Below are 20,790 nucleotides of genomic sequence, written 5' to 3'. Positions count from 1 at the left end.
CCTTCCTGTACTGGATTAGCGATGCCGTCTAGCTGTTGGTCGCAGGTTGCGAATAGCGGACCATAATGCGGCGGCCGATAGCACCGAATAGATCAGCATAAACTCCAGCCATAGCGGCATAGGCGCGCCTTTGCCGGTGTGACCGCTGTATCCGTGTCGGTTGGCCATAAACAATTCATCCGAAATCGAAGGCTCCAGTATGCTGTAAAGCGCCGCAACCGGATTCCATGCGATAATATGTCCTATCCAATTGTATGTTTGCGCAGCCCCCGCAGGCTGTGAATAAAAGTGATTCGACGTCACGCTCATCATGACAAAATACAACAAGGCCGTTCCTACAAACAAGAACAGCGTAACGCCATATGTGGCAATAACCGAAAGCATCGTCCGCTTCAGCAAAGTAGAGAAAAAGATGCCAAAAGAGCCTAGCACCAGCATAATGAACAAATAAAATAGAAAGACCAGCACCATCTGCTTCGGCGATATGCCGCCGTACAAAAACACCATGCTGTAAATCGGAATCGTACTGAACACAATTAGAACCATAAAGCCAAGCGAGGACAGCAGCTTGCTAATAATAATCGTAGCCGAGCTTTGCTGCGTCGTCAGCAGGAGATTCAGCGTCTGCTTCTCACGCTCCCCGCTTATTACACCTGCAGTAAGCCCAGGTGCCATGAACGCAACCAGACCAAGCTGAGCCATCGTGAGGAAATAGAACAATCCCTTGCTCTGCTCAGGATTAAAGGAGGAACCCCCGCGCCCTGACAGCTCCTGGGTCAAATAAATGGCGGCGAACGCTAGCAATCCGATCGCCAGCAAATAGAAAAACAACGTCCACATCGCCCGCGGCGATCTCATGCGCAGCCGAAATTCTTTGTCCAGCACCGGATTGATCAGACTGAACCTTCCAAGCCAGTCTCTCATCTCGCTTCTTCTCATTGGTCACCGCCTCCTCCCCGGGTAATCTCCAGAAACACATCCTCCAGATTCGTCTGCGCTTCGCTGAAGGATACAATACGGAATCCGGCATTCATTAGTGATTCCAGCAAGGCTGCCTGCTCCTCATCATGTCCGCCAAAATGGATCTGCCAGCCGCTCTCAACCCGCAGCAGCTGATTGACATACGGCTGCTCTTGCAAAAATTGCTCCGCTTCTTCTTCACGTCCTAACAGGCGGACATGAAGGTAGCGCTTGACCCGAAGCCTGTTCTGGATATCCGCCACATTCCCCACCGCAACCATGGCCCCGTGCTCGATGACACCGATCTCGTCGACCATCTCCGCAAGCTCCGGCAAAATATGCGACGATATAATAATCGTCTTGCCCATCGCCTTCAATTCCTTCAATATTTCGCGCATCTCGATTCTGGCGCGCGGATCCAGACCAGATGCCGGCTCATCCAAAATGAGCAGCTCGGGATCATGCACCAGGCAGCGAGCGAGGCAGAGCCTTTGTTTCATGCCGCGGGACAGCGTATCGACATACGCGTCCTGCTTATCGCTTAGATTCACCAGCTCAAGCAACTGAGGGATCAGCGCTTCGCGCTCCGTCTTCGGAATGCCGTAGCTGGCACCGTAAAAATGCAAATATTCGACCGTCTTGAACTGATCATAGACACCGAAGAAATCCGGCATGTAACCAATCCTCTTCCGCACTTCGTGAGGATGCTGCATGACATCAAAGCCGTCAACCTTAGCATAGCCGGAGCTAGGCGCCATCAGCGTAGCCAATATTGACATCGTCGTCGACTTGCCCGCTCCGTTAGGTCCCACAAACCCGAATACGGTTCCTTTGGCAATTGTCAGGTCAATCCCTTTGAGCGCTTGGAAGCTGCCGAATTGCTTCGTCAATCTGCGAATCTCGATCATCGGCTTCCCTTCCTGGGAGAACTGTTCGCCGCCCCTACGTCTGGTCATTTCCGCTGTCTGCACTTCATTCATGGACTCAGCTCCTCTCCTTCCAGGACAATGTAAGGAAACACGGTTTCCGTCTGGTTGAGAACATCAAGCTTGATTCGAATCGACCCTTGCTCCGTTATATATTCGCTTGGTGCACCAAGATCGTCTTTGATCGCAGTCCACTTGCCGGTAGCTTCATGCCAAACGCTCCAGTCCACCCCCGAATTGCCAAACCCTTGCGCAAATTGGATATCCAGATTGTCATAGGCGATCCGCTCGCCGTTTGGAATCAGATACTCCAGCTCAGCCGAACCAGTTCCTACCTGCATCACACCATTGCCGTAGCTTTGAAGCACTTGCAAAGTACTTGAAGAAATAAGCGGGGTGATGACTCCGGCCGGCACGACTACACGGTCTCCAATTCGATTAATCGGTTGAAGCTCCTGCACCCACATTCTCATATTGTCCGATTTCACTTTGCTGCCGTTAACGCTATAGTTGCTCTCGTGATCCTTGCTGAAGCCGACAATGACAGGTGCAGACATCGATGGAAGGCTATTTAAATGATCAAAGTAACCACGCATCACCTGTCGCTCCCGCTGCCACTCATCCCTGCCCGCTGTAGTGCCATACGGGAAGATCATGCCGGAGTAATCATAGTAGCTGCCAATAATCGGAGGCAAGTTGTAGCTCAAGTTGCTTATCACAGAACTTTCCCCGGCTTTCAAATCTCCAATCCTCTTCACCTGTCCGTTCATGAGCAGCGATACGTTGGTCAAATCGGTCCCCGTCTCGTTGCTCACCCTAGCCTCGATCGAACCATTTTCCTCCAAATACTCGGTCATCAACCCTCCGTTGGCATCAGGACTTGCAACTATCCGCTCCATCCACAGCTTGCGGGTCGACCAGTACGGCACGGAACGCCATTCAGCTTGAACGCTGTCTGTACGGTCGATGAGCTGATAATTGCCGTTCCGTTGCAGCGAACCGCCCCGGTAATCGTCCGAATACATGCCAAGCGGCCTCTTCTCGTCGAACTCTGCGGTCACGGTTCCGCCGGTCGGACTGAATATGGCTGTCGCTCCCGACAATACAGTCCGTCCGTCAACCGACATCTCAATCACTTCAATGCTATGTACCTGTGTGATGCGTTTGTCTCCCGCTCCAATGAAAAATACTAAAATACCGGTAACAACGGAGACCGAAGGGATAAGCCACCACGCCCACTCCCGGCGATCCGACTTGACCAGCACCCCATACAGCAGTGGCGCCACAATCAGTACATACAATCCGAACATCAGAAGCAATAGCGGGAAGGACGGCGGTTTAATTGAAGGGAATTGGTCGATCGCCGATTTCAGGCTGTTTTGCAAGTCGCTGTAGAAAGACACGCTGACCCGGCTGCCGCCTGTGCCTTGTGGATTGAGCAAGGAATCCTTCAAAAACTTGGACCAAAGTGTGGCACTTCCCGGCCAAGCCGCGAGCGGCGACAAGGAGGGATCAAATGCCACATAGAGAACGGAACCAAAGCCGACCTTCCGGTTGACGGCCAGAGGCAAGCTCCCATCCGCCATCTCAATCGTGCCCGCCACGATCCGCCCACTTGATACGGTAATCGGCTTATCCAACTGGAGCTGAGCGCCGCCGCCGGAAGCGGTCAGGACATCCGCATTAGCCAATTCGGTGAGGCTTGTCGCTTCAACCGCAGCAATGTCGAGGAAGGCTTCAGACGTTTTGGCATAGCCAGCCCCGCCGGACAGCACAAGCGTCCCGCCTTTCACAACCCAATCCTTGATTGCCTGAATGGAAGACTCCTTCCATTCGGCCGTCGGCATGTCGTTAATAACCAGCACATCCAGCATATCCAGCATGACCGAGTCTCCCGGAAGCTCTTCCGGAGTTAACGGCATGACTGTAATTTCATAACCCTTAAGGTTCAGGGTCGGCATAAAGTTAAGCGTATCCGGATCACGGGAAACGACGCCGATCGCAGAACCGTTGATCAAACGTCCATCCAGCGTATCCATACCGACTAATGGAACTGACTTCCCGCTCTTGAATGAGCCTTCGAAAAATCGAATTTGGCTTGTATCTTGATTAAGCACCGTGCCCGGCAACGCAAATGAAACATCTATAGCCGTACCAACAGGCAAATCTATAGGAACCACAAGATCAGTCGTGATGCCTTCGGAGGTGACTGCGGACAATACAGCTTCTCCCGACTTATCTTTACCCGTATGGTTTGTTAGCGTCACGCTGACCGGATACCACTTGTTCTGCTTGTAAGCACCTTGGAATCCGACCTTCCGCTGGATGGTGATTCCTCCCTCGTCGCCCGCCGCTTCCGCAATAGGAATGAATACAACCGCGAATAGCATGCATGCCATTACCACTGCAGTATGTAATGCAATGATCCGCTTCACTTTTTCTTTCACGCAACACCCTCTTTTCTATTCTATGACCTTTGTTAATTGTAACGAATAAAGGAGAGAATTGGTTGCTTTCTTTTCCAAAGTTTAGATAGATTGACATCTGCCAAGTGACCAAGTCATGCCGCTATCTACTATATTGACGGATTGAATCGGTTGGGTTATTTTGGGGATATACAAATATTTCAATAATAGGAGATGATGTTTATTTTTATATAATTTAAAGAAAATTTATACTTTTCCATGTTTTTTGAACCTGATATTTGTTTCACGCATATTTTTACCTACAATTGCATGAATAAACATCGAAATCGAACGGCTTTTTCTGATCGCTTATAACTGCCGCCGCAGGATATAAGCCTATTAGTGGATACAAATAAAAGGGGGAACGGATAGATATGAAATCGGCAAAATTCAAATGGTTTTCCGCGTTGCTTCTTCTGGCTCTTCTCATGCAAGGCTGCTCTGCAATCGGAATAGGCAAAGACAAAAAAGAAGAGATTACGCTGAAGGTATTAGCCTCGTCCCAAGAATTCCCGCTCTACATGCCTTTATTAAATGAGAAGTTTCCACACATCAGCTTTCAGGTGATTGATGTGTACAGACAGATGGTTAAAGAAGGGATCGAACTGGAGAGATGGGATGAGCGATTGGTTGAAATTATCGAAGAAGAGAAACCGGATTTTCACATGGAGATGCCCCCGGATCACTTCATCGAGGATTACCCGATGCTTGACATGGCGCCTCTATTGACACGTGATCGCGTTGAGCTCAACGACATCCAGAAGCAATTTACAGAAAGTCAGCTTAATGCAAAAGGCAAGCTGACCTTATTAAGCCCGACTTTCGACCGTGAGCTGCTATTTGTCAATCGCAAGCTATACCGTGAGCTGGGCGTTACGGAACCCGGTTCCCCGATGACTTGGGATCAATTCCGCCAATCGGCTTTAGCTATTCAGGCCAAGGATTCCTCCGCCACCGGCTATAAGATCAATCGCGATTGGTATTATTCTTACACCTGGGTGGGTGAGAACATCCTTGGCTTGCAGCGAATTGAAAATAATCAGCTCATGATTAATAACCTCGAGTGGCGCCAATTGTTCGAGCAGCTGTACGAGGATACGTTCAAGAACATGATCAAATCTCAGCAGATGATTGTAAACAACCCTAATCTGACTCATACAGGTCTATATATAGGCAGGGCTTCACACCTCAAAACCATATTGAAAAATAATGAGACATCCGACGATTGGGCACTCATCGAATTGCCGAGAGATCCCTCCAGCACATGGAGCAGCTCCGTCTATACTTCTACCAAACTCTCGATTTATGCTGAAAGCCCTTACAGTGACGAAGCATGGGATATTGTGAAGTATTTGATGAGCAAGGAGGCAGCGGAACGCATCGCATCCGATAACCTGGCAGAAGGATTCGTCACCTATCCGGACTACCTCGATATTGGAGACTTCTCGCTGGAGCCTCTTCTTGCAACAGGCTCGTCAGGGTCCATCTCTGCTATTGAGTTAGTTCAACCGGCAGAGCAAGCTCTGTCCGATGTATTCCGTACCCAATTCGAAGCCGTGTCCACGGGGATCCTCTCCTTCGACCAGGCTTGGGAGGCCGTCGACAAGGTCGTGCAGGATATCAACTCCAAGCCAGACAATTTCGTCAATAGCTAGAAAACCGGAAAAGGGCATGCTCCTTTGCATAAAAAAGGAGCATGCCCATTGTATTATCTAATTTTGCGCGTCATCTCATTCATTTGACACATCTATTTTAGTTCATTCCTTATTTAGTTCATCTCCGTAAGTTTTACAGTTAGCAGATTCTCCGTCTCCGTCTGAATCTTTAACGATACACGAACTCCGAATTCACGGCCTTCCTCCCGCAACCATAGCAGAAACCGCTCCTCTGATTCTCCTTCAGCACCAATAAATCTACCCTCATACTTGTAATCCACTATGGAAGCGCCGCGGTAAGCTTTCGCTGTTTCTTCCAAGGCAAGTTTGCTCCATTTGGCATAAGCCGGGTTGGCTGACTGAATTGTAACAGGATCAACTGACACCTGAACATCCGGATTCGCTATGCTGATAAGCAGGAATATCGCTTTCACAACGACCTGACCTAATATCCTATACCACCTCCCGTTCTTGCGCCAATCGGCAGAGATGTGGTTAGTTTAGCCAGACAACCCGTTGTTTAGTCAACCTGTATGAGTCTGGGGGCACAAATAAATTCATCCGCCTACTCGTCCCAGGCTTTGTAGAGTGCATGGGTGCCTTTGTCCCCCAACCCCGCGTCCGCAATGCGCTGGTACAGTTCTCTCGCAAGCGCCAGACCAGGCAGCTCAATCTGCATCTCCGCAGCGGAGTCAAGCGCAATGCCCATATCCTTAATAAAATGCTTCACGTAGAAGCCCGGTTCGAAGTTCCCGGCAACCATGCGCGGAGCCAGATTACTGAGTGACCAGCTGCCTGCGCTACCGGCACTAATGCTCTGCAGCACTTGGTCCAGTTCCAATCCGGCATTCTTCGCATAGATTAGCGCTTCGCATACGCCAATCATCGTAGAGGCAATCGCAATCTGATTCGCCATCTTCGTATGCTGGCCAGCACCGGCTGCGCCTTGCAGCAGTATCTGCTTCCCCATTCGCGACAAGATCGGAAGCACGCGCTCATAGTCTTCTCGGTCGCCGCCGGCCATAATGGTCAATGCCGCATTGCGGGCTCCGATGTCTCCGCCCGATACAGGAGCATCCAGCGCGTACATACCACGCGCCTTAGCTGCATCGTAGATGCGCCTTGCCAAAGCCGGGCTAGAGGTTGTCATATCGATGAAGGTTGTACCGCTCCTAGCGGAATCGATCAGGCCGGAAGGTCCCAGATACAGCTCCTCCACGTCGGAAGGATAGCCGACCATTGTAATAATAACGTCGCACACCCGCGCCAGATTACCCGGGGTATCCTGCCAGATTAGGCCCTGCTCGATAAGCGGAAGGGCCTTTTCCTTCGTACGCGTATAAATATGAACTTCGTAGCCGCCTTGCTGTACGTGGCTCGCCATACTGCCGCCCATAACACCTGTTCCTATGAAGCCTACTTTCGTCAGTTGCGGATTCATTCCTTTGCCACACTCCCTATCTGTCCATCCTTTAAGTTGTATCGTCCAATCTCATTTATTCCACAGTCATTATATCAAAAAAGCCTCCCCGCGGACGATCCATCCACAGGGAGGCACTCTCAAATCTTTATCACTCCGTTACAGCTGCAGCGCCTTTTTTCGCTTTTTTCCGATTCAGGAATTCATACACGATCGGAACGATAATGAGCGTAAGCAATGTCGAGCTCGTCAAGCCGCCGATAACGGTAACCGCCATGCCTTTCGAGATCAGGCCACCGGATTCGAAGCCGAATGCAAGCGGAAGCAATGCGCCGACTGTCGCGATCGCCGTCATCAGAATCGGACGCAGACGCGTTACGCCAGCCTCCAGAAGTGCTTCACGAACGGAAAGTCCTTCGTTTTCCTTATGAATGACGCGATCGATCAGTACAATTGCATTCGTGACGACGATACCGATCAGCATGAGAGCTCCAATTAGCGCTGTCGCACTGATTGTTTCACCCGTTACAAGCAAGCCCAGCATGGCACCGATTACGGTGAACGGAAGCGAGAACAGAATCGTCAGCGGTGTCAAGCCTCCGCCGAATGTCAGAACCAGCACGAGGTATACGACTGCTACAGCAGCAAGAATTGCCATGCCAAGCTGCGAGAATGTCTCGTTCATTTGTTCCGTTACGCCGCCCATGTCGATATTGACATTGCCCGGAAGCTTCATGCTGTCAATTGTTTTCTGAATATCTGTAGAAACTGCGCCTACATTGGATGCCGTTACATCAGCGGATACCGATGCGTAGATACGATCGTTCAGACGCGTAATCGTGTTCGGCGATTCACTTTCCTCAATCTTCACTAAATCCTTCAGAGCAACTTCCATGCCAAGCGGCGACATGATCATCACATTTTCCAGATCGGACAGATTGCGGTACGTTTTCTCCTCAACTTGCAGGTAGACATTAAGGTCTTCCCCGTCCTTCTCTATCGTTGTCAGAAGCGGACGGTCACGCACAGGGCTCAGCGCCATGGCAACCTGACCTGCTGTCAGGCCATATTGGCTCAGCTTGTCGCGGTCAGCAACGATGCGATATTGCTCATAGGTCTCGGACAAGCTGGAGCTGATTTTTTTCAGATCCGCGTTTTCGCCAAGCTTGGCCATCAGATCGTCAACGATAGGCTGCAGCGTCTTCATGTCTGGGCCATAAACGTTCATCGTAATGGTCGAACCGCCAAGGCCGCCGGAGAAGTCCTGCTCCTTCCACTCGCCTTGTCCGCCAAGTTCACGCAGCAGCGGAACGATCTTTTCTTTTTCTTCTGTGAATCCTTTGAAATCTTTGTCGTACGAGAGGTTGAACAAGCCCGACTTGGATGCGCCTGGGCTCATCGGATTTTGTCCGCCTACCGCGTATTGCACGACGGAGATTCCTTCGCGTTCCATCAAAATTTTCTCAGCCTCAAGCGCGACTTCCTCTACTTGCTCGCGAGTCTCGCCAGGAGCAGGGCTGTACGTAATAATCATCGACTTCTGCTCATCCGCCGGCAAGAAGCTGAAGCCGACTACAGGAGCCAGGAACAAGCTGCCTACAAGAAGCAGCACGGCTGCTGCAAAAGTGACGAACTTGTGATCCAGCGTCCAGCGCAGCACTTTCTTGTACCAAAGCGCCAGGCGGCCAGGTTTATCTTCATGAATTTGATTTGCCTTAAGTCCGTTGCGGAACATCATATGCGCCATCATCGGCACGACCGTAATCGCGACGACGAGCGATGCCGCCAATGCGAATACGACAGTCAGCGCAAACGGCATGAATACTTCCCCTACCATGCCGGATACGAATCCGAGCGGCAGGAATACGGCTACGGTTACAACTGTTGAAGCCATAATCGGTACGAACATCTCGCGCGTTGCTTCCAGAACAAGCTCTTTGCCCTTCAGCTTCTCGGTTGAAAGAGACATTCTCCGGTATATATTCTCGATGACGACAATGGAATCGTCGATTACCCGGCCGATGGCAACGGTAATCGCGCCTAGAGTCATGATGTTGAGCGTAATATCCATCTGCTTAAGCGCAAGCAGCGCCATCAGAATCGACAATGGGATCGACACGACGGATATAATCGTCGAACGAATATTGCGCAGGAACAACAGGATGATTATGATAGCCGCCAAAGCACCGATCAGCGCTTTGCTCAGCATAGTATGGACGGATGCTTCGATTGGCTCGCCTTGGTCGAATGCAACCGTAATCGTCAGCCCTTCGTTCGCTTCTTCCAGTTCTTTAATATTCTCCTTCACCCGATTGACGACATCAACCGTATTGGCGTCAGCTGCTTTGACGATACTGATGCCAATCGCGTTTTTGCCGTTCGTGCGGGATACGGATTCCGCTTTGCCGGAAATCTTCAGATCTGCTACATCGCTTAGCTTCACACCCGGAAGCAGCACAAGGTTGTTCAGATCCGTTTCTGTTACGATGTTGCCATCTACCAGAATCGACTTCTCGGAGTCGCCGAATTCGAAGATGCCAAGCGGTACAGAAAGCGCGGAAGCTTGTATGATGCCCTTAACGGCATCCTCCGTTAAGCCCGTTGCCGCCAAGGCTTCAGCGTCGAAGGCTAATTCGCCTTCCATGATGTTCTGTCCAGAAATTTGAACATCCGCAACGCCATCAAGTCCTTCCAGGCGTGGCAAGATGTTTTCCGTTACTTGCTTGGTCAGCTGATCCAGCTCCAGGCTTTCATTCGACAGGCTGAGCGACAGGACCGGGAACGCATTCATGCTGATGCGGGAGACGCCAGGCGCCTGGACGCCTTCCGGGAACTTCAGCTCGGACAGAAGGCTCTTCACTTCATCTGCCGCTTTATCCATATCCGTCTCGTATGTGTATTCGATTACGACGGAGGAAGCATTCTCAAAGGAGGTCGAGGATACATTATTGACGCCGGTCAAATTGCGCGTTCTTTGCTCAATCGGCTTCGTAACCTTCTCCATTACTTCTTCCGGCGCCGCGCCCGGATATACAGTCGTTACGCTGACGATCGGAATCGTAATGTCCGGGAGCGTCTCCATCTTCATGCTCGTGCCGGCGTATAGGCCGGAGAACAGGATGATGAGAGTCATGATCCATAAGGCGAACTTGTTGTTCAACGAAAACTTGATAACACTTTTCACTCTCTCCACTCCTCATCTTCTATCTCTCTTACTGCTATACCTTAAACCGATAACCAACACCCCAAATGGTCTCGATATATTGGGGATTGGACGGGTCGTGCTCGATCTTCTCGCGAAGCCGCCGAATATGGACGGTTACCGTCGCCGCATCGCCATTGGAATCCAGCCCCCAAATCCGCTCAAACAGCTTTTCCTTCTCAAATACGCGGTTGGGATGGGACGCAAGGAGGAGCAATAGCTCATACTCTTTGGTGGTCAGCATCGCTTCTTCATCATGAATGGTGACGCGTCTGGCTTGCTTGTCAATGGAAAGGCCGCGTATTTGAATATGCTGACCCAGACTTGGTTTATCCGCCGTCAGCCTTTCATAGCGCGAAAGATGGGCTTTGACGCGTGCCACAAGCTCGCTGGGACTGAAGGGTTTTGTCATATAATCATCCGCGCCAAGGCCCAGTCCCCTAATCTTGTCTATTTCTTCCTTCTTGGATGTCACCATGATAATCGGTGTGTTCTGCCGAGCCCGAATCTCGCGGCAAATCTCGAAGCCGTCCAGCTTCGGAAGCATCACATCGACGATAATCAGGTCATAACTGCCGTCAAGCGCCAATTGCAAGCCGATATCGCCTCGGCCTTCGATCTGCACTTGATAACCATGGCTTTCCAAATAATCGCGTTCGAGCTCGGCGATGGCCTTCTCGTCTTCAATGATCAATATGTTCTTCATGCTCGTTCACCGCCTTGATTGCCGTTGTGAGGGGAAGCTTGATGCAGAAGCGCGCGCCACCCTCCGGCAAGTTCTCCGCCCAGACGAAGCCGCCATGCCCCTCCGTCATCTGCTTGACGATGGCAAGTCCAAGCCCGCTACCGCCGGTCTCGGAGTTACGGGACTGCTCCGCCCGGTAGAAGCCGTCAAAAATATGAGGCAAGTCCGCCTGGTCGATCCCGGGACCGGTATCATCGATCATGATAATGGCGTATTCCTCTTCCCTTCTTATTCTTACCGTAATGACGTCCTCCCGATCAGCATGATCCTGTTGCATATACTTCACGCAATTGTTCAAGATGTTCGTGAATACGCGGTTCAGCTTATCGGGATCAGCCGCGACGCGCAGTCCGCCCTCGGAGAGATCTTCGAACTTCAAGGCTACGCCCGCTTTCTCCAAATCAAAACGCTGCTCGTCCATGAAATCCTCTACATAACGGCCAATATCGACGATTTTGAAATCGTAAGCGACCTTCTGCAGATCCAGCTTTGAGAAGAGGAACAGCTCGTCGATCAGCTGATCCATGTCGGTTGCCTTCCGATAGATCGTATGCATATAGCGCACGCGCTTCTCATCGGTATTGGCGATGCCGTCCAGAATACCTTCCACATACCCTTTGATGGCAGAAATCGGCGTCTTCAGATCATGGGAGATATGCGATAAAAGCTGCTTTCGGTTATCCTCATACTGCAAGCTCTGCTCAATGGAATGCTTCAGCCGGATACGCATCTCCTCGAAGGCGGAGCCAAGCTGGACGACTTCATTCTGCTTGCCCAGCTTCGTCTTCTTCGTGCGGAGCTCATGCGTCAGATCTCCCTCCTTGATTCGGAGCGCTGCCGTACGCAGCGATTGGATCGGCCGAATAATGCTGCGAGAGACAAAGTAGGTCAGCAGCAGACTCGTCAGACATACAAAGAGCAGTCCTGCAAGCAGCGTGAGTGGATGCCAGAATATAGGGACGGGTTCTGTACGGTGGAACAAAACCATCGTTCCTGGACTTCCATCCGGATAAGCAAATCCGATCTCATGGGAGGTGAACCGGTAAAGTCTGAAGGACATCTGCTCCGGAGGCTGGTCGGCAAGCGCCTTCCAATCCTCATCCGGTGAGAGATCCTGCAGAAAAGGCGACACCTCCGTCACCTCGCCGCTTCGGGTAAGCACAAAGCCCGCCCATTGCTCCTTAAGCCGCTCTTGCAGTCCTTGCACGAAAATGTCATTCTCAAGCTTGGCCGTATCCTCGCGGATGACGTAAGACAGCTCCCCATAGATAATCGCCTGATTAAAGCTCTCGTTCTGCTTGGCTTCGGTAAACTCCCTCAAATCTTGCTTTTCACCGGCAAAAAAAATAAACAGCATAAACAGCATTAGCAGGATCACCGGAACAAAAGCCATAGCCAGGTACGACATATAAAGCTTTACCTTTATAGACACTGCTTCACACTCCGTGTATACGATGAAATCTAAGCTTTCACCTATCGTCTATCATAAAGATCATTTCTAAACGAAACTGAACGCTTTTATTACAAAATTATTACGATTTCAGCTAGAATTCCTATTGAAGTCCTCCGAACTTGCCAAGCGGCCAGATCCGGTAGACGGCCTTGCCTTCCAGGCTGTCCAGCGATACTGCCCCGAATGCTCGGCTGTCCAAGCTCCTCTCGCGGTTGTCGCCCATTACGAATACATGCCCTTCAGGGACGGTGAAAGGAATCTCTACAACGTCGGGATAAGTGAGCCCCTTCGCATACGTTTCTTCCAGCTTCACGCCATCGACGTACACATAACCGTCTTTCATATCAACCGTTTGTCCCGGCAGCGCAATGATCCGCTTCACAAGCCTTCCATCATGCTCCGGTCCGTTAATGATGACGATATCCCCATGCTTTGGGTTATTGAAGTGATACGACCATTTGTCCTCAATCAGCCGCTGGCCTTCTACCAGCGTGTTCTGCATCGATACATTATGTACCTCGGTTTGCGCATACACATAATTTTGGAACAACAGCGCCACGACAATCGCTATGCCCAGCGACAGCGTCCAGTCCTTGATTTCTTTTAACCATCTGCTGCCCTTTGGTTTTGTTTGTTCTTGCTCCATATGGAAGCCTCCTCTTTCCACGATATGATAGTGGGATGATTGCTTTACTACTTATAGTCTACAACCTATCCCATATACGAGACAACCTGGGCTGACGTTCCGCTTGACCGAGCCTTAGGCGCATCGATAAGATGAACGTGAACCAGCTAAGCGCCTTGCAGAAGGATTGGCATCCTCATGACAATCAATGAGCGAATAAGATAAAGTTGAGATTGAAAGGGGTTGAATACAGAGTGTCTTATCTAATAAATGAAGATTATTCAGCAGCAGCCGGCGCGCGTCCCCAGTTGATGATGGATATCGGAGGCGTGCTTGCGACCAATCTGTCGCCCCGCTTCTGGAACGAGGTCGCAAGACTTGCGGAGTCACCGGCAGAGCGGCTATATGCCAAATATAAAGAAGAAGTAAGCCGTGGATTATGGATTGGACACTGGTCCGAGATTCAATTCTGGGATTGGATCGCTTCACAGGCTCCGTCCCTAAGCGCAGCGCAGGGCCAGACGATCCTCATGGAGAGTCTGACCCCGCTGCCCGGTCTGCTTGAGTTGCCAAAGTGGAGCAAGCAAGCCGATATTCATATTTTGAGCAATCATCTTTCCGCTTGGGTAGATCCTATTCTGGAGCCTGTGCGGCCCTATCTGTCCACCGTCACCATCTCCAGCCAAGTCGGCATGAGCAAGCCTCACCGGGAGCTCTACGATTATGCCAGCAGGTTGCTTCCAGCCTCAGCGCCCGTTCTGTTCATCGATGATCAGGACAAGAACCTGCGCCAAGGCGCAACAATCGGGTGGCATACGCTGCAAGCCGATTCGGAAGGCCATTGGATCGGTGATGCGGACCGATGGCTGGACCGGATGCTCTCGCTACAACCAGAATCGGACAGCTAGCAATGCTGCGCAAGCTGCGATGGCGGCAAGCAGCAGCTTCCCGTCCGCGCTTGTATAAGAAAGCTTGAAGCCTTGGGTCGTTCGGGCGGTGTGCTGGCCGAAACCTCTCGCTTCCAAGGCGTCGGCCATGCTCTCCGCCATCCGTAGAATGGCACGGATATAAGGAATGAACAGATACGCAAGAAGTCGAAGCGGAATGGCGCTGCCTCTGGCTGTTGATTTCCCGCGCGCTTTTACGATTTTGGCGAACCGGCCCCATTCTTTCATAAGCAGCGGTATAAAACGAAAAATTAGCATGACTAGCAAGCTTAGCGAATGAATCGGCACTCGAAGCTTGGTCATCCATCCGAAAGTTTGCTCCAATCCCCGCTGCAATCGAATCGGTGTCATGAGAGTGAGCAGCGGCAGTCCGAGCAGCATAATGAGCCATAACTGAAACATTCTAATGGCGAGAGGCTCGGACTTGCTCCATTGCAGCTCGAACGGCTGCAGCGACACTGCTCCGATAAAGATAAAGGCAAGGGAAAAATATAAAAATCCTCGTATGATCGGCCATAACGGGATAAGCAGCTTGCGAAATGGCGTGATGCATGCACCGGCAACTATTGCACCTATCGCTAACTTAGGCAAGCTATTGAGTGTTAAGAACCCCGTTGTAAGGATCAAATAAGCAGCGACAAGCGCTCTGGGATCAAATTTCTCTTCAAGCTTTTTACGAAACGATTTACTTTTCCTGTCCAGGGTTTCACTTTCGTTCCCCCCATAGTGATCATAAAGTCGCACAATATGTTCAGGATGTTCCGCTTGATCATCAAATGCAGCCTCTGGATTCGGTTGGGGCTGTGGAACCGCCGCTGCGGTGTCCTTCCTTAGCAGCTCACCAGCCAGGCGGCGAGCCAGCTCTTCCGGCTGCTGCCAGACTGGCCCTTCGTCTCCCTTCAATGCAGGGAACGGGCTTCTCGCGCGCAGCAAGCCCCTGTGTTGAAGCGTCGCTTCCGCTAGCAGCGCTTGAGGCGAGGCTGCGCCCAGCGCCAACGCCGCCTGCGTGGGAGCGGCTTCGAACGCTTGACCATCCCGTATGATGATCAAGCCGTCTGCCAAGGGCAGCAGCGCTTCAAGATCATGCGTCACCACGATCGCTCCGCGTCCAGACGCCCGATAATCCAACAGCATGCCGGTCAGGCGCTGGATGCCCTCTGTATCGAGTCCTGCGGTTGGCTCATCCAGCAGCAGCCAATCCGGCTCGCATGCCAGCAGACAAGCGATTGCCAGCCTGCGCTGCTGGCCGCCGCTCAGCGTCCACGGGTCTCGATCAAGCAGGGAAGCGTCCAGCCCCATACTGCTCATAGCAGCTTGTATGTGAGCATCTGCAGCTATAGCATCCACACGGTAAGGACGCAGCGAAAAGGCAAATTCCTCCCTAACCGTCGAGGCGAACCATTGTGCTTCCGATTGCTGCATGGCAATGCCAATGCGCCGGATAACACTGTTATTAAGCCGTTTTTTGCCTTTCTCTGCCCACAAGGGTTCATCTCCCAGCCGGATCGACCCGCTTTCCAGCTCCCGCAGACCCGCCAGACTCTCCAGCAGCGTCGATTTCCCCGCGCCGTTATGTCCCAGCAGCAGCATAATTTTACCCGCTTCAATACGCATACTCACGCCTTGCAGCAGCGCATGCTCCCTGTCGCCGGAAGCATGTACCCTTACGTTGTCCAACAGCCAATTAGCGGTCATGACATCTCACCGCCTCTGCCAGCTGGTCCGCCGTCAATGGGATGAACGGAAGCTCAATCCCCTGTACCGCAAGCTCCCATGCTACCTTGACCGTATAAGGAGCCTCGAAGCCTTCCCGCTCACCAGGACTATCCGTTACTTCCGAAGCTGTGCGCCGGAACAGCGCTCCGGCTGAGCCGTCGAATACGATACGGCCGTCCTTGAGGACGAGCGTACGATCTCCCGGAAGCAGCTCCTCCATACGCTGGGTAATCCAAAGCACCGTCGTTCCTTGCTGATGCATGCGCCTGACATGGCCGCATACGACCGCTGTCATCCCCGGATCGAGCATTGCTGTTACCTCATCAAGCAGCAGAATAGGCGCCTCTGCCGCGAGACAGCCTGCAATGGCTACAAGCTGCTTCTGGCCGCCGGATAACGTATCCAGCGGCTGATGCATGCGGCTGCCAAGCCCAACCTCCCTCAGCGCCTGCTCCGCGCGCAGAACCAGACCATCGGCTGGAGACCCCTGGCGCTCTAATAAGGTCACCACGTCCTCCCATGGTGTGGAGCCCACCAGACCCGCATCAGGCTGCTGCATCACAATCGGAATCGCCTTCCCGCGATGACCTTCCGCTCTATGCAGGCTGCCCCGTACGCCTTGACGGATCAGACCACCTGCCACTTTCAGCAGCGTGCTCTTCCCGCTCCCATTTCTACCTAATATCGTAATCCACTCGCCGCGTGTCACTTTCAAATGAATGCCGGCAAGTATTTCAACGCTTGGTTCGCTTGCCAATGAGATCGGCGCATATGAGACATCGGCTAATTCAAGCTGAATATGTTGAGTCAAAAAAATTTCCCCTTACCTCTTCCCATGATCGAAAGGCTGTGCTAGAATTCGATTTGTTAACCTGAATCTATGATAATTGGTTAACAATAATTCCGCAAGTATGAAAAGGAGATTCTATCGATCATGAAATCCATTTCTATTCGATCACTCGTGTACGTCGCATTATTCGCCGCATTGTTCATCGTGCTGAGCATGCAGCAGATGAAGCTCAACTTCTCCGTAATTCCCATTACGCTGCAGACCTTCGCCGTTATATTGTCCGGCTTGTTTCTCAGGCCCCGGCTTGCGTTCGCCAGCATATTTGTCGTTATCATTCTCTCTGCTTTCGGGTTGCCGTTGTTCGGCGGCAAGGGTGGAATCCCGCATCTGATCGGGCCGACCGGCGGATTCATCATTGCCTTCCCATTTTGCGCCATGTTCGCCAGCATAGCGGTACATAAGCTGCTGACTTCGAAGCGCATGATTTCGAATAAGGTATACGCGCTCATCGGATTTTTTCTTATCTTTTTCATCCTTTGCTCCATGCTGTCTTACGTACCGGGACTTCTGTGGATGAAATATACAGCTCCCTATAGCTGGGCCAAGACATTCATCGTAGGCAGCTCCTTCCTGCCAGGCGACGCGATCAAAGCGTTTATTGGCTCTCTGGTAGCCGTATCGCTCGCTTCCTTTGTCTACCGATTCCGCAGCGCAGACGCAGTAGAAACGACTTCGGCCGCTCCTCGTGAAGCACAAGGCTAAGCTAAATGAAAAACCAAGAAAATAAGCCGCTCGCCTCTACGGCAATCAGCCGTAGCCGGCAAGCGGCTTTTGTTCATTTATTCATTAATCGCTGCAATCCTCGGGATCTGGCTCGCTCGCGTCCTCCACATTAATGCGGTCTGACACAGTGTCGCGGATAACCGTTACAACTAACTGAAGCAGATAGTTGATATCGGATTGGCTTTGCTGGAACTGCGATACGAGAGGAATGCCGTCCAGCTCGTCCTGAAGCGACTCCATCTCCGTCTCGATTTTTTTCACCATATCCGGATTTTTGAACGTTTTCTCGAACGCGACGACTTCCTTCTGCTTCTTCTTGATCTGGTTGATCAACACCTGTACGCGTTCATTGCTGTTGATCTGCTGCTCAGCGCGGCGGTATTGCTGAACTTCGTCGGAGTGGAATATGACCTCCGCAAGCTCCTTCGCTTTTGCCATAATGTCTTCCTTCACGATTAGATCGCGCGTATGGAACGACGGGATATCCGTCGTGCCGCCATGATGGCTGCAAGCTACGCCATGCTCATGTTGATGTTCTGCCATTCGTCATCTCTCCTATTATGGGCCGTCAGCTAACGGCTTCGTCTATAGCCGACAGGATCGGCTCAGCTTTGATATACCAGGTCTGTGTCTCCGTAACCTTCGCATGCACGAACGATCCGATCCACTCCTTGGGTCCTTCCATATGGACAAGCTTATTCGCCCGGGTGCGTCCCGAAAGAACATTGGCATTGTTTTTGCTTTCGCCTTCAATCAGCACTTCAATTACTTCGCCCAGCATATCATCGTTCTTCTCACGGCTAAGTGCGGCAAGAAGCTCGTTCAACCGCTGCAAACGGCGCTTCTTCGTCTCCATCGGCACATTGTCCTCCATGCCGGCTGCAGGCGTGCCCTCGCGCGGCGAGTAGATGAACGAGTAGGCAAAGTGGAATCCGACTTCCTGCACAAGGGACATCGTCTCCTCGAATTGCTCGTCCGTCTCCCCCGGGAAACCTACGATAATATCGGTGGTTAGCACGACTTCCGGTATAGCAGTCTTAATCCGTGACACCAGGTCCAGGAACATCTCGCGCGAATATTTGCGGCTCATCCGCTTCAACACTTCCGTGCTGCCCGACTGGACGGGAAGGTGGATATGCTCCACCAAATTGCCGCGGCTAGCCAGCACCTCGATCAGATGATCGTCAAAGTCTCGCGGATGGCTGGTCGTAAAGCGGATTCGCGGAATATCGATCTTGGACATATCGTGCATCAAGTCGCCGAACCGGTATTCAATATCCTCGAAGTCCTTTCCGTACGCATTGACGTTCTGCCCCAGCAGCGTCACTTCCTTATACCCTTGGCGAGCCAGCTCGCGCACCTCGGCAATAACGTCCTCCGGACGGCGGCTGCGTTCCTTGCCTCGGGTGTATGGCACAATGCAATAGGTACAGAACTTGTCGCAGCCGTACATGATGTTCACCCATGCACGCATGCCTTCGCGTTTCTTCGGCATGTTCTCGATAATGTCGCCTTCCTTCGACCACACCTCGACGACCAATTCCTTGCTGTAATACGCATTCTGAAGCAAATGCGGCAAGCGGTGAATATTGTGCGTACCAAATATCATATCGACAAAGGAGTGCTTCTGCAAGATACGTCCCACAACGGATTCCTCCTGGGACATGCAGCCGCATACGCCTAGCAGCAAATCAGGCTTCTCGGTCTTCAATACCTTCAGATGGCCCAGCTCGCCGAACACCTTGTCCTCCGCATTTTCCCGGATCGCGCATGTGTTGAGCAGGATGACATCCGCTTCGCTCCGGTCCTCTGTAGCGGTATAGCCCATCTCCTCGAACATGCCCTTCATCACTTCGGTATCATGCTCATTCATCTGGCAGCCGTAGGTTTGAATCAAATAATGCTTGCCTCTCCCCATCGTCCGCAATTCCTCCGGAATGGTGAAATCATAGTGTACCTGAATCTCTTCTTTGCCCCGTTTTTTCTCGTCTTTATAGGAAGGAGCGGAAGATAGCTGGATGTTGCGCCCTTTAATGCGTAGAGTCGTGACGCCATCTTCCTCGCTCAGGATTTTGGCATCGCTGAAGTCGAAATATTTGGAATAGTCCTTTTCGCCCTTGCCGCCTGCAGCGGCAGGCGCTTTCGGAGCCTCTTTCGTCATGTCCATTTTCACTTCCTTTATGCTAGATCCGTCATGCTACTGCGAATTCATTCCAACACAACAATACAAAATTATACCACATCGACCTTGTCTAATCCATTGGTGCGTCAGCTTTTGGAAGCGATTGCGATCTAAATTCTGGTAGATACCTCAAGACTTGAACAAGGGATCGATGTACAAGCTGCAAAACTGCTCGTAAATCCGCTCGTGGCTATATCCTTTCACACATACAAGGTGCCTGTATGTATGAGGAGACAATATTGCGATATACGAATGGGCGATAAAAGGCGCGTCAATCTCCATCGCACTGTCTTCATCCGGAAGCTCGGATATAAGTCCTGTCAGCATGTCGTGCATGAATAGGTAGGGCGGTGACTGATAGAAATCATCCTTATTGCTTTCGGTCATAAACTGTGCATGAATCACGCCGAGCATCTTAGACTTCTCGCCCAGAAAATCGAGCAGAATCCCAATGACCCCCCTAAGCCGCTCTTGAACTGGCCGCTCAGTTGTCTCACGGATATAGCCGTTGATGGTACACTGCATCTGATCGAAGGTATCCTGCATGAGGCCGATGCATAAATCGGCTTTATTCGCATACCTTCGGTACAGTGTGCCTTGCCCTACGCCGGCCGACTTGGCAATCTGATGCATACTGACTGATTCTACGCCATGTTCGCTGAATAATTGCGCAGCGGTATCCATAATGCATTTGCTCAGCTCTTCCTTGGACCGGGTGTTCTCAGTCGCCGACATCTCATTTCTCCCTCCTTCAATTTATCTATTCAATGCTCTATGAATATCATCCGTTTTCTCTTCCAAGAGAACCGTTATAACCAAAAAAATCGTTTGACTTTTAATGGAATCCTCTATATGATTCATAAGTGCGGACAATTGTCCGCACTCTGTCGTCCACCTTTATTTTAGCCTTGGTGCTGCGGC

At 51.4% G+C, this 20,790-nt stretch carries 17 protein-coding genes; 3 read left to right on the top strand and 14 right to left on the bottom strand.

All coding sequences use genetic code 11. The features are described 5' to 3' along the window. Positions 1-15: 15 nt before the first annotated feature. From D3P07_RS16820 to D3P07_RS16810, 3 genes are all read right to left on the bottom strand, one after another. Complete coding sequence (locus D3P07_RS16820; protein WP_259391547.1) at positions 16-939, bottom strand: ABC transporter permease; 924 nt, start codon at positions 937-939, stop codon at positions 16-18. Next, the gene (locus tag D3P07_RS16815) at positions 936-1,868 is read right to left on the bottom strand and encodes an ABC transporter ATP-binding protein (protein WP_119801636.1); all 933 of its coding nucleotides are present in this window, start codon (positions 1,866-1,868) and stop codon (positions 936-938) included. Before D3P07_RS16815 ends, D3P07_RS16820 begins: the two co-directional genes overlap by 4 nt. A 68-nt stretch (positions 1,869-1,936) precedes the next feature. After that, positions 1,937-4,333, bottom strand: coding sequence for a hypothetical protein (locus tag D3P07_RS16810; RefSeq protein WP_119801409.1), 2,397 nt, complete (start codon positions 4,331-4,333; stop codon positions 1,937-1,939). 392 nt (positions 4,334-4,725) lie between these two features. Here D3P07_RS16810 and D3P07_RS16805 point away from each other — a divergent pair, with 392 nt between their 5' ends. Beyond that, positions 4,726-6,006 carry an extracellular solute-binding protein gene (locus D3P07_RS16805; protein ID WP_119801408.1) on the top strand — a complete coding sequence of 427 codons (1,281 nt, stop codon included), beginning with the start codon at positions 4,726-4,728 and terminating at the stop codon, positions 6,004-6,006. Positions 6,007-6,119: 113 nt separating this feature from the next. On the opposite strand, the gene D3P07_RS16800 is transcribed toward D3P07_RS16805, so the two are convergent. The 6 genes from D3P07_RS16800 to lepB all read right to left on the bottom strand — a co-directional run bounded on the left by D3P07_RS16800 (position 6,120) and on the right by lepB (position 13,472). Continuing rightward, positions 6,120-6,440, bottom strand: a complete 321-nt coding sequence (locus D3P07_RS16800) for a DUF3889 domain-containing protein (protein WP_182914363.1) — start codon at positions 6,438-6,440, stop codon at positions 6,120-6,122. A gap of 131 nt (positions 6,441-6,571) precedes the next feature. Next, complete coding sequence (locus tag D3P07_RS16795) at positions 6,572-7,447, bottom strand: NAD(P)-dependent oxidoreductase (RefSeq protein ID WP_119801406.1); 876 nt, start codon at positions 7,445-7,447, stop codon at positions 6,572-6,574. Positions 7,448-7,577: 130 nt separating this feature from the next. After that, positions 7,578-10,610: an efflux RND transporter permease subunit gene (locus D3P07_RS16790; protein WP_119801405.1), complete on the bottom strand. Its 3,033-nt coding sequence runs from the start codon at positions 10,608-10,610 to the stop codon at positions 7,578-7,580. Between the two features lie 34 nt (positions 10,611-10,644). Continuing rightward, a complete protein-coding gene (locus D3P07_RS16785) occupies positions 10,645-11,334 on the bottom strand; it encodes a response regulator transcription factor (protein ID WP_119801404.1) in 690 nt (229 codons plus the stop codon). Continuing rightward, the gene (locus D3P07_RS16780) at positions 11,312-12,805 is read right to left on the bottom strand and encodes a sensor histidine kinase (protein WP_259391546.1); all 1,494 of its coding nucleotides are present in this window, start codon (positions 12,803-12,805) and stop codon (positions 11,312-11,314) included. Before D3P07_RS16780 ends, D3P07_RS16785 begins: the two co-directional genes overlap by 23 nt. Positions 12,806-12,926: 121 nt before the next feature. Further along, a complete protein-coding gene (lepB, locus tag D3P07_RS16775; RefSeq protein WP_119801403.1) occupies positions 12,927-13,472 on the bottom strand; it encodes a signal peptidase I in 546 nt (181 codons plus the stop codon). A gap of 233 nt (positions 13,473-13,705) precedes the next feature. Between lepB and D3P07_RS16770 the strand changes: the two genes are divergently transcribed. Further along, positions 13,706-14,359 (top strand): HAD-IA family hydrolase, encoded by a 654-nt coding sequence (locus D3P07_RS16770; RefSeq protein ID WP_119801402.1) that lies wholly within the window; start codon positions 13,706-13,708, stop codon positions 14,357-14,359. On the opposite strand, the gene D3P07_RS16765 is transcribed toward D3P07_RS16770, so the two are convergent. Beyond that, positions 14,336-16,093: an ATP-binding cassette domain-containing protein gene (locus tag D3P07_RS16765; RefSeq protein ID WP_119801401.1), complete on the bottom strand. Its 1,758-nt coding sequence runs from the start codon at positions 16,091-16,093 to the stop codon at positions 14,336-14,338. The two genes, D3P07_RS16770 and D3P07_RS16765, sit on opposite strands and share 24 nt — an antisense overlap. Next, a complete protein-coding gene (locus tag D3P07_RS16760) occupies positions 16,083-16,925 on the bottom strand; it encodes an energy-coupling factor ABC transporter ATP-binding protein (protein ID WP_182914362.1) in 843 nt (280 codons plus the stop codon). Before D3P07_RS16760 ends, D3P07_RS16765 begins: the two co-directional genes overlap by 11 nt. A gap of 123 nt (positions 16,926-17,048) precedes the next feature. On the opposite strand from D3P07_RS16760, the gene D3P07_RS16755 reads away from it, so the two are divergent. Then, positions 17,049-17,666, top strand: a complete 618-nt coding sequence (locus D3P07_RS16755) for a biotin transporter BioY (RefSeq protein ID WP_119801399.1) — start codon at positions 17,049-17,051, stop codon at positions 17,664-17,666. An 84-nt stretch (positions 17,667-17,750) separates the two neighbouring features. Here D3P07_RS16755 and D3P07_RS16750 read toward each other — a convergent pair whose 3' ends face one another. The 3 genes from D3P07_RS16750 to D3P07_RS16740 all read right to left on the bottom strand — a co-directional run bounded on the left by D3P07_RS16750 (position 17,751) and on the right by D3P07_RS16740 (position 20,604). Beyond that, a complete protein-coding gene (locus D3P07_RS16750) occupies positions 17,751-18,230 on the bottom strand; it encodes a YlbF/YmcA family competence regulator (protein WP_119801398.1) in 480 nt (159 codons plus the stop codon). A gap of 25 nt (positions 18,231-18,255) precedes the next feature. Further along, positions 18,256-19,854: a tRNA (N6-isopentenyl adenosine(37)-C2)-methylthiotransferase MiaB gene (miaB, locus tag D3P07_RS16745; RefSeq protein ID WP_119801397.1), complete on the bottom strand. Its 1,599-nt coding sequence runs from the start codon at positions 19,852-19,854 to the stop codon at positions 18,256-18,258. A 144-nt stretch (positions 19,855-19,998) separates the two neighbouring features. Continuing rightward, a complete protein-coding gene (locus D3P07_RS16740) occupies positions 19,999-20,604 on the bottom strand; it encodes a TetR/AcrR family transcriptional regulator (RefSeq protein ID WP_119801396.1) in 606 nt (201 codons plus the stop codon). Positions 20,605-20,790: the final 186 nt, after the last annotated feature.

This window comes from Paenibacillus sp. 1011MAR3C5 (assembly GCF_003591485.1).
In the GTDB taxonomy this organism is placed as follows: domain Bacteria; phylum Bacillota; class Bacilli; order Paenibacillales; family Paenibacillaceae; genus Pristimantibacillus.
This window is presented reverse-complemented; position numbering and strand designations above follow the sequence as displayed.

Bases quoted from the DNA above. Each gene is read 5' to 3' on its own strand.
- D3P07_RS16785 (WP_119801404.1), bottom strand. From the start codon at position 11,334: ATGAAGAACATATTGATCATTGAAGACGAGAAGGCCATCGCCGAGCTC.
- D3P07_RS16805 (WP_119801408.1), top strand. From the start codon at position 4,726: ATGAAATCGGCAAAATTCAAATGGTTTTCCGCGTTGCTTCTTCTGGCT.
- D3P07_RS16740 (WP_119801396.1), bottom strand. From the start codon at position 20,604: ATGTCGGCGACTGAGAACACCCGGTCCAAGGAAGAGCTGAGCAAATGC.
- D3P07_RS16765 (WP_119801401.1), bottom strand. From the start codon at position 16,093: ATGACCGCTAATTGGCTGTTGGACAACGTAAGGGTACATGCTTCCGGC.
- D3P07_RS16750 (WP_119801398.1), bottom strand. From the start codon at position 18,230: ATGGCAGAACATCAACATGAGCATGGCGTAGCTTGCAGCCATCATGGC.
- D3P07_RS16820 (WP_259391547.1), bottom strand. From the start codon at position 939: ATGAGAAGAAGCGAGATGAGAGACTGGCTTGGAAGGTTCAGTCTGATC.
- D3P07_RS16795 (WP_119801406.1), bottom strand. From the start codon at position 7,447: ATGAATCCGCAACTGACGAAAGTAGGCTTCATAGGAACAGGTGTTATG.
- D3P07_RS16815 (WP_119801636.1), bottom strand. From the start codon at position 1,868: ATGATCGAGATTCGCAGATTGACGAAGCAATTCGGCAGCTTCCAAGCG.
- miaB (WP_119801397.1), bottom strand. From the start codon at position 19,854: ATGGACATGACGAAAGAGGCTCCGAAAGCGCCTGCCGCTGCAGGCGGC.
- lepB (WP_119801403.1), bottom strand. From the start codon at position 13,472: ATGGAGCAAGAACAAACAAAACCAAAGGGCAGCAGATGGTTAAAAGAA.
- D3P07_RS16755 (WP_119801399.1), top strand. From the start codon at position 17,049: ATGAAATCCATTTCTATTCGATCACTCGTGTACGTCGCATTATTCGCC.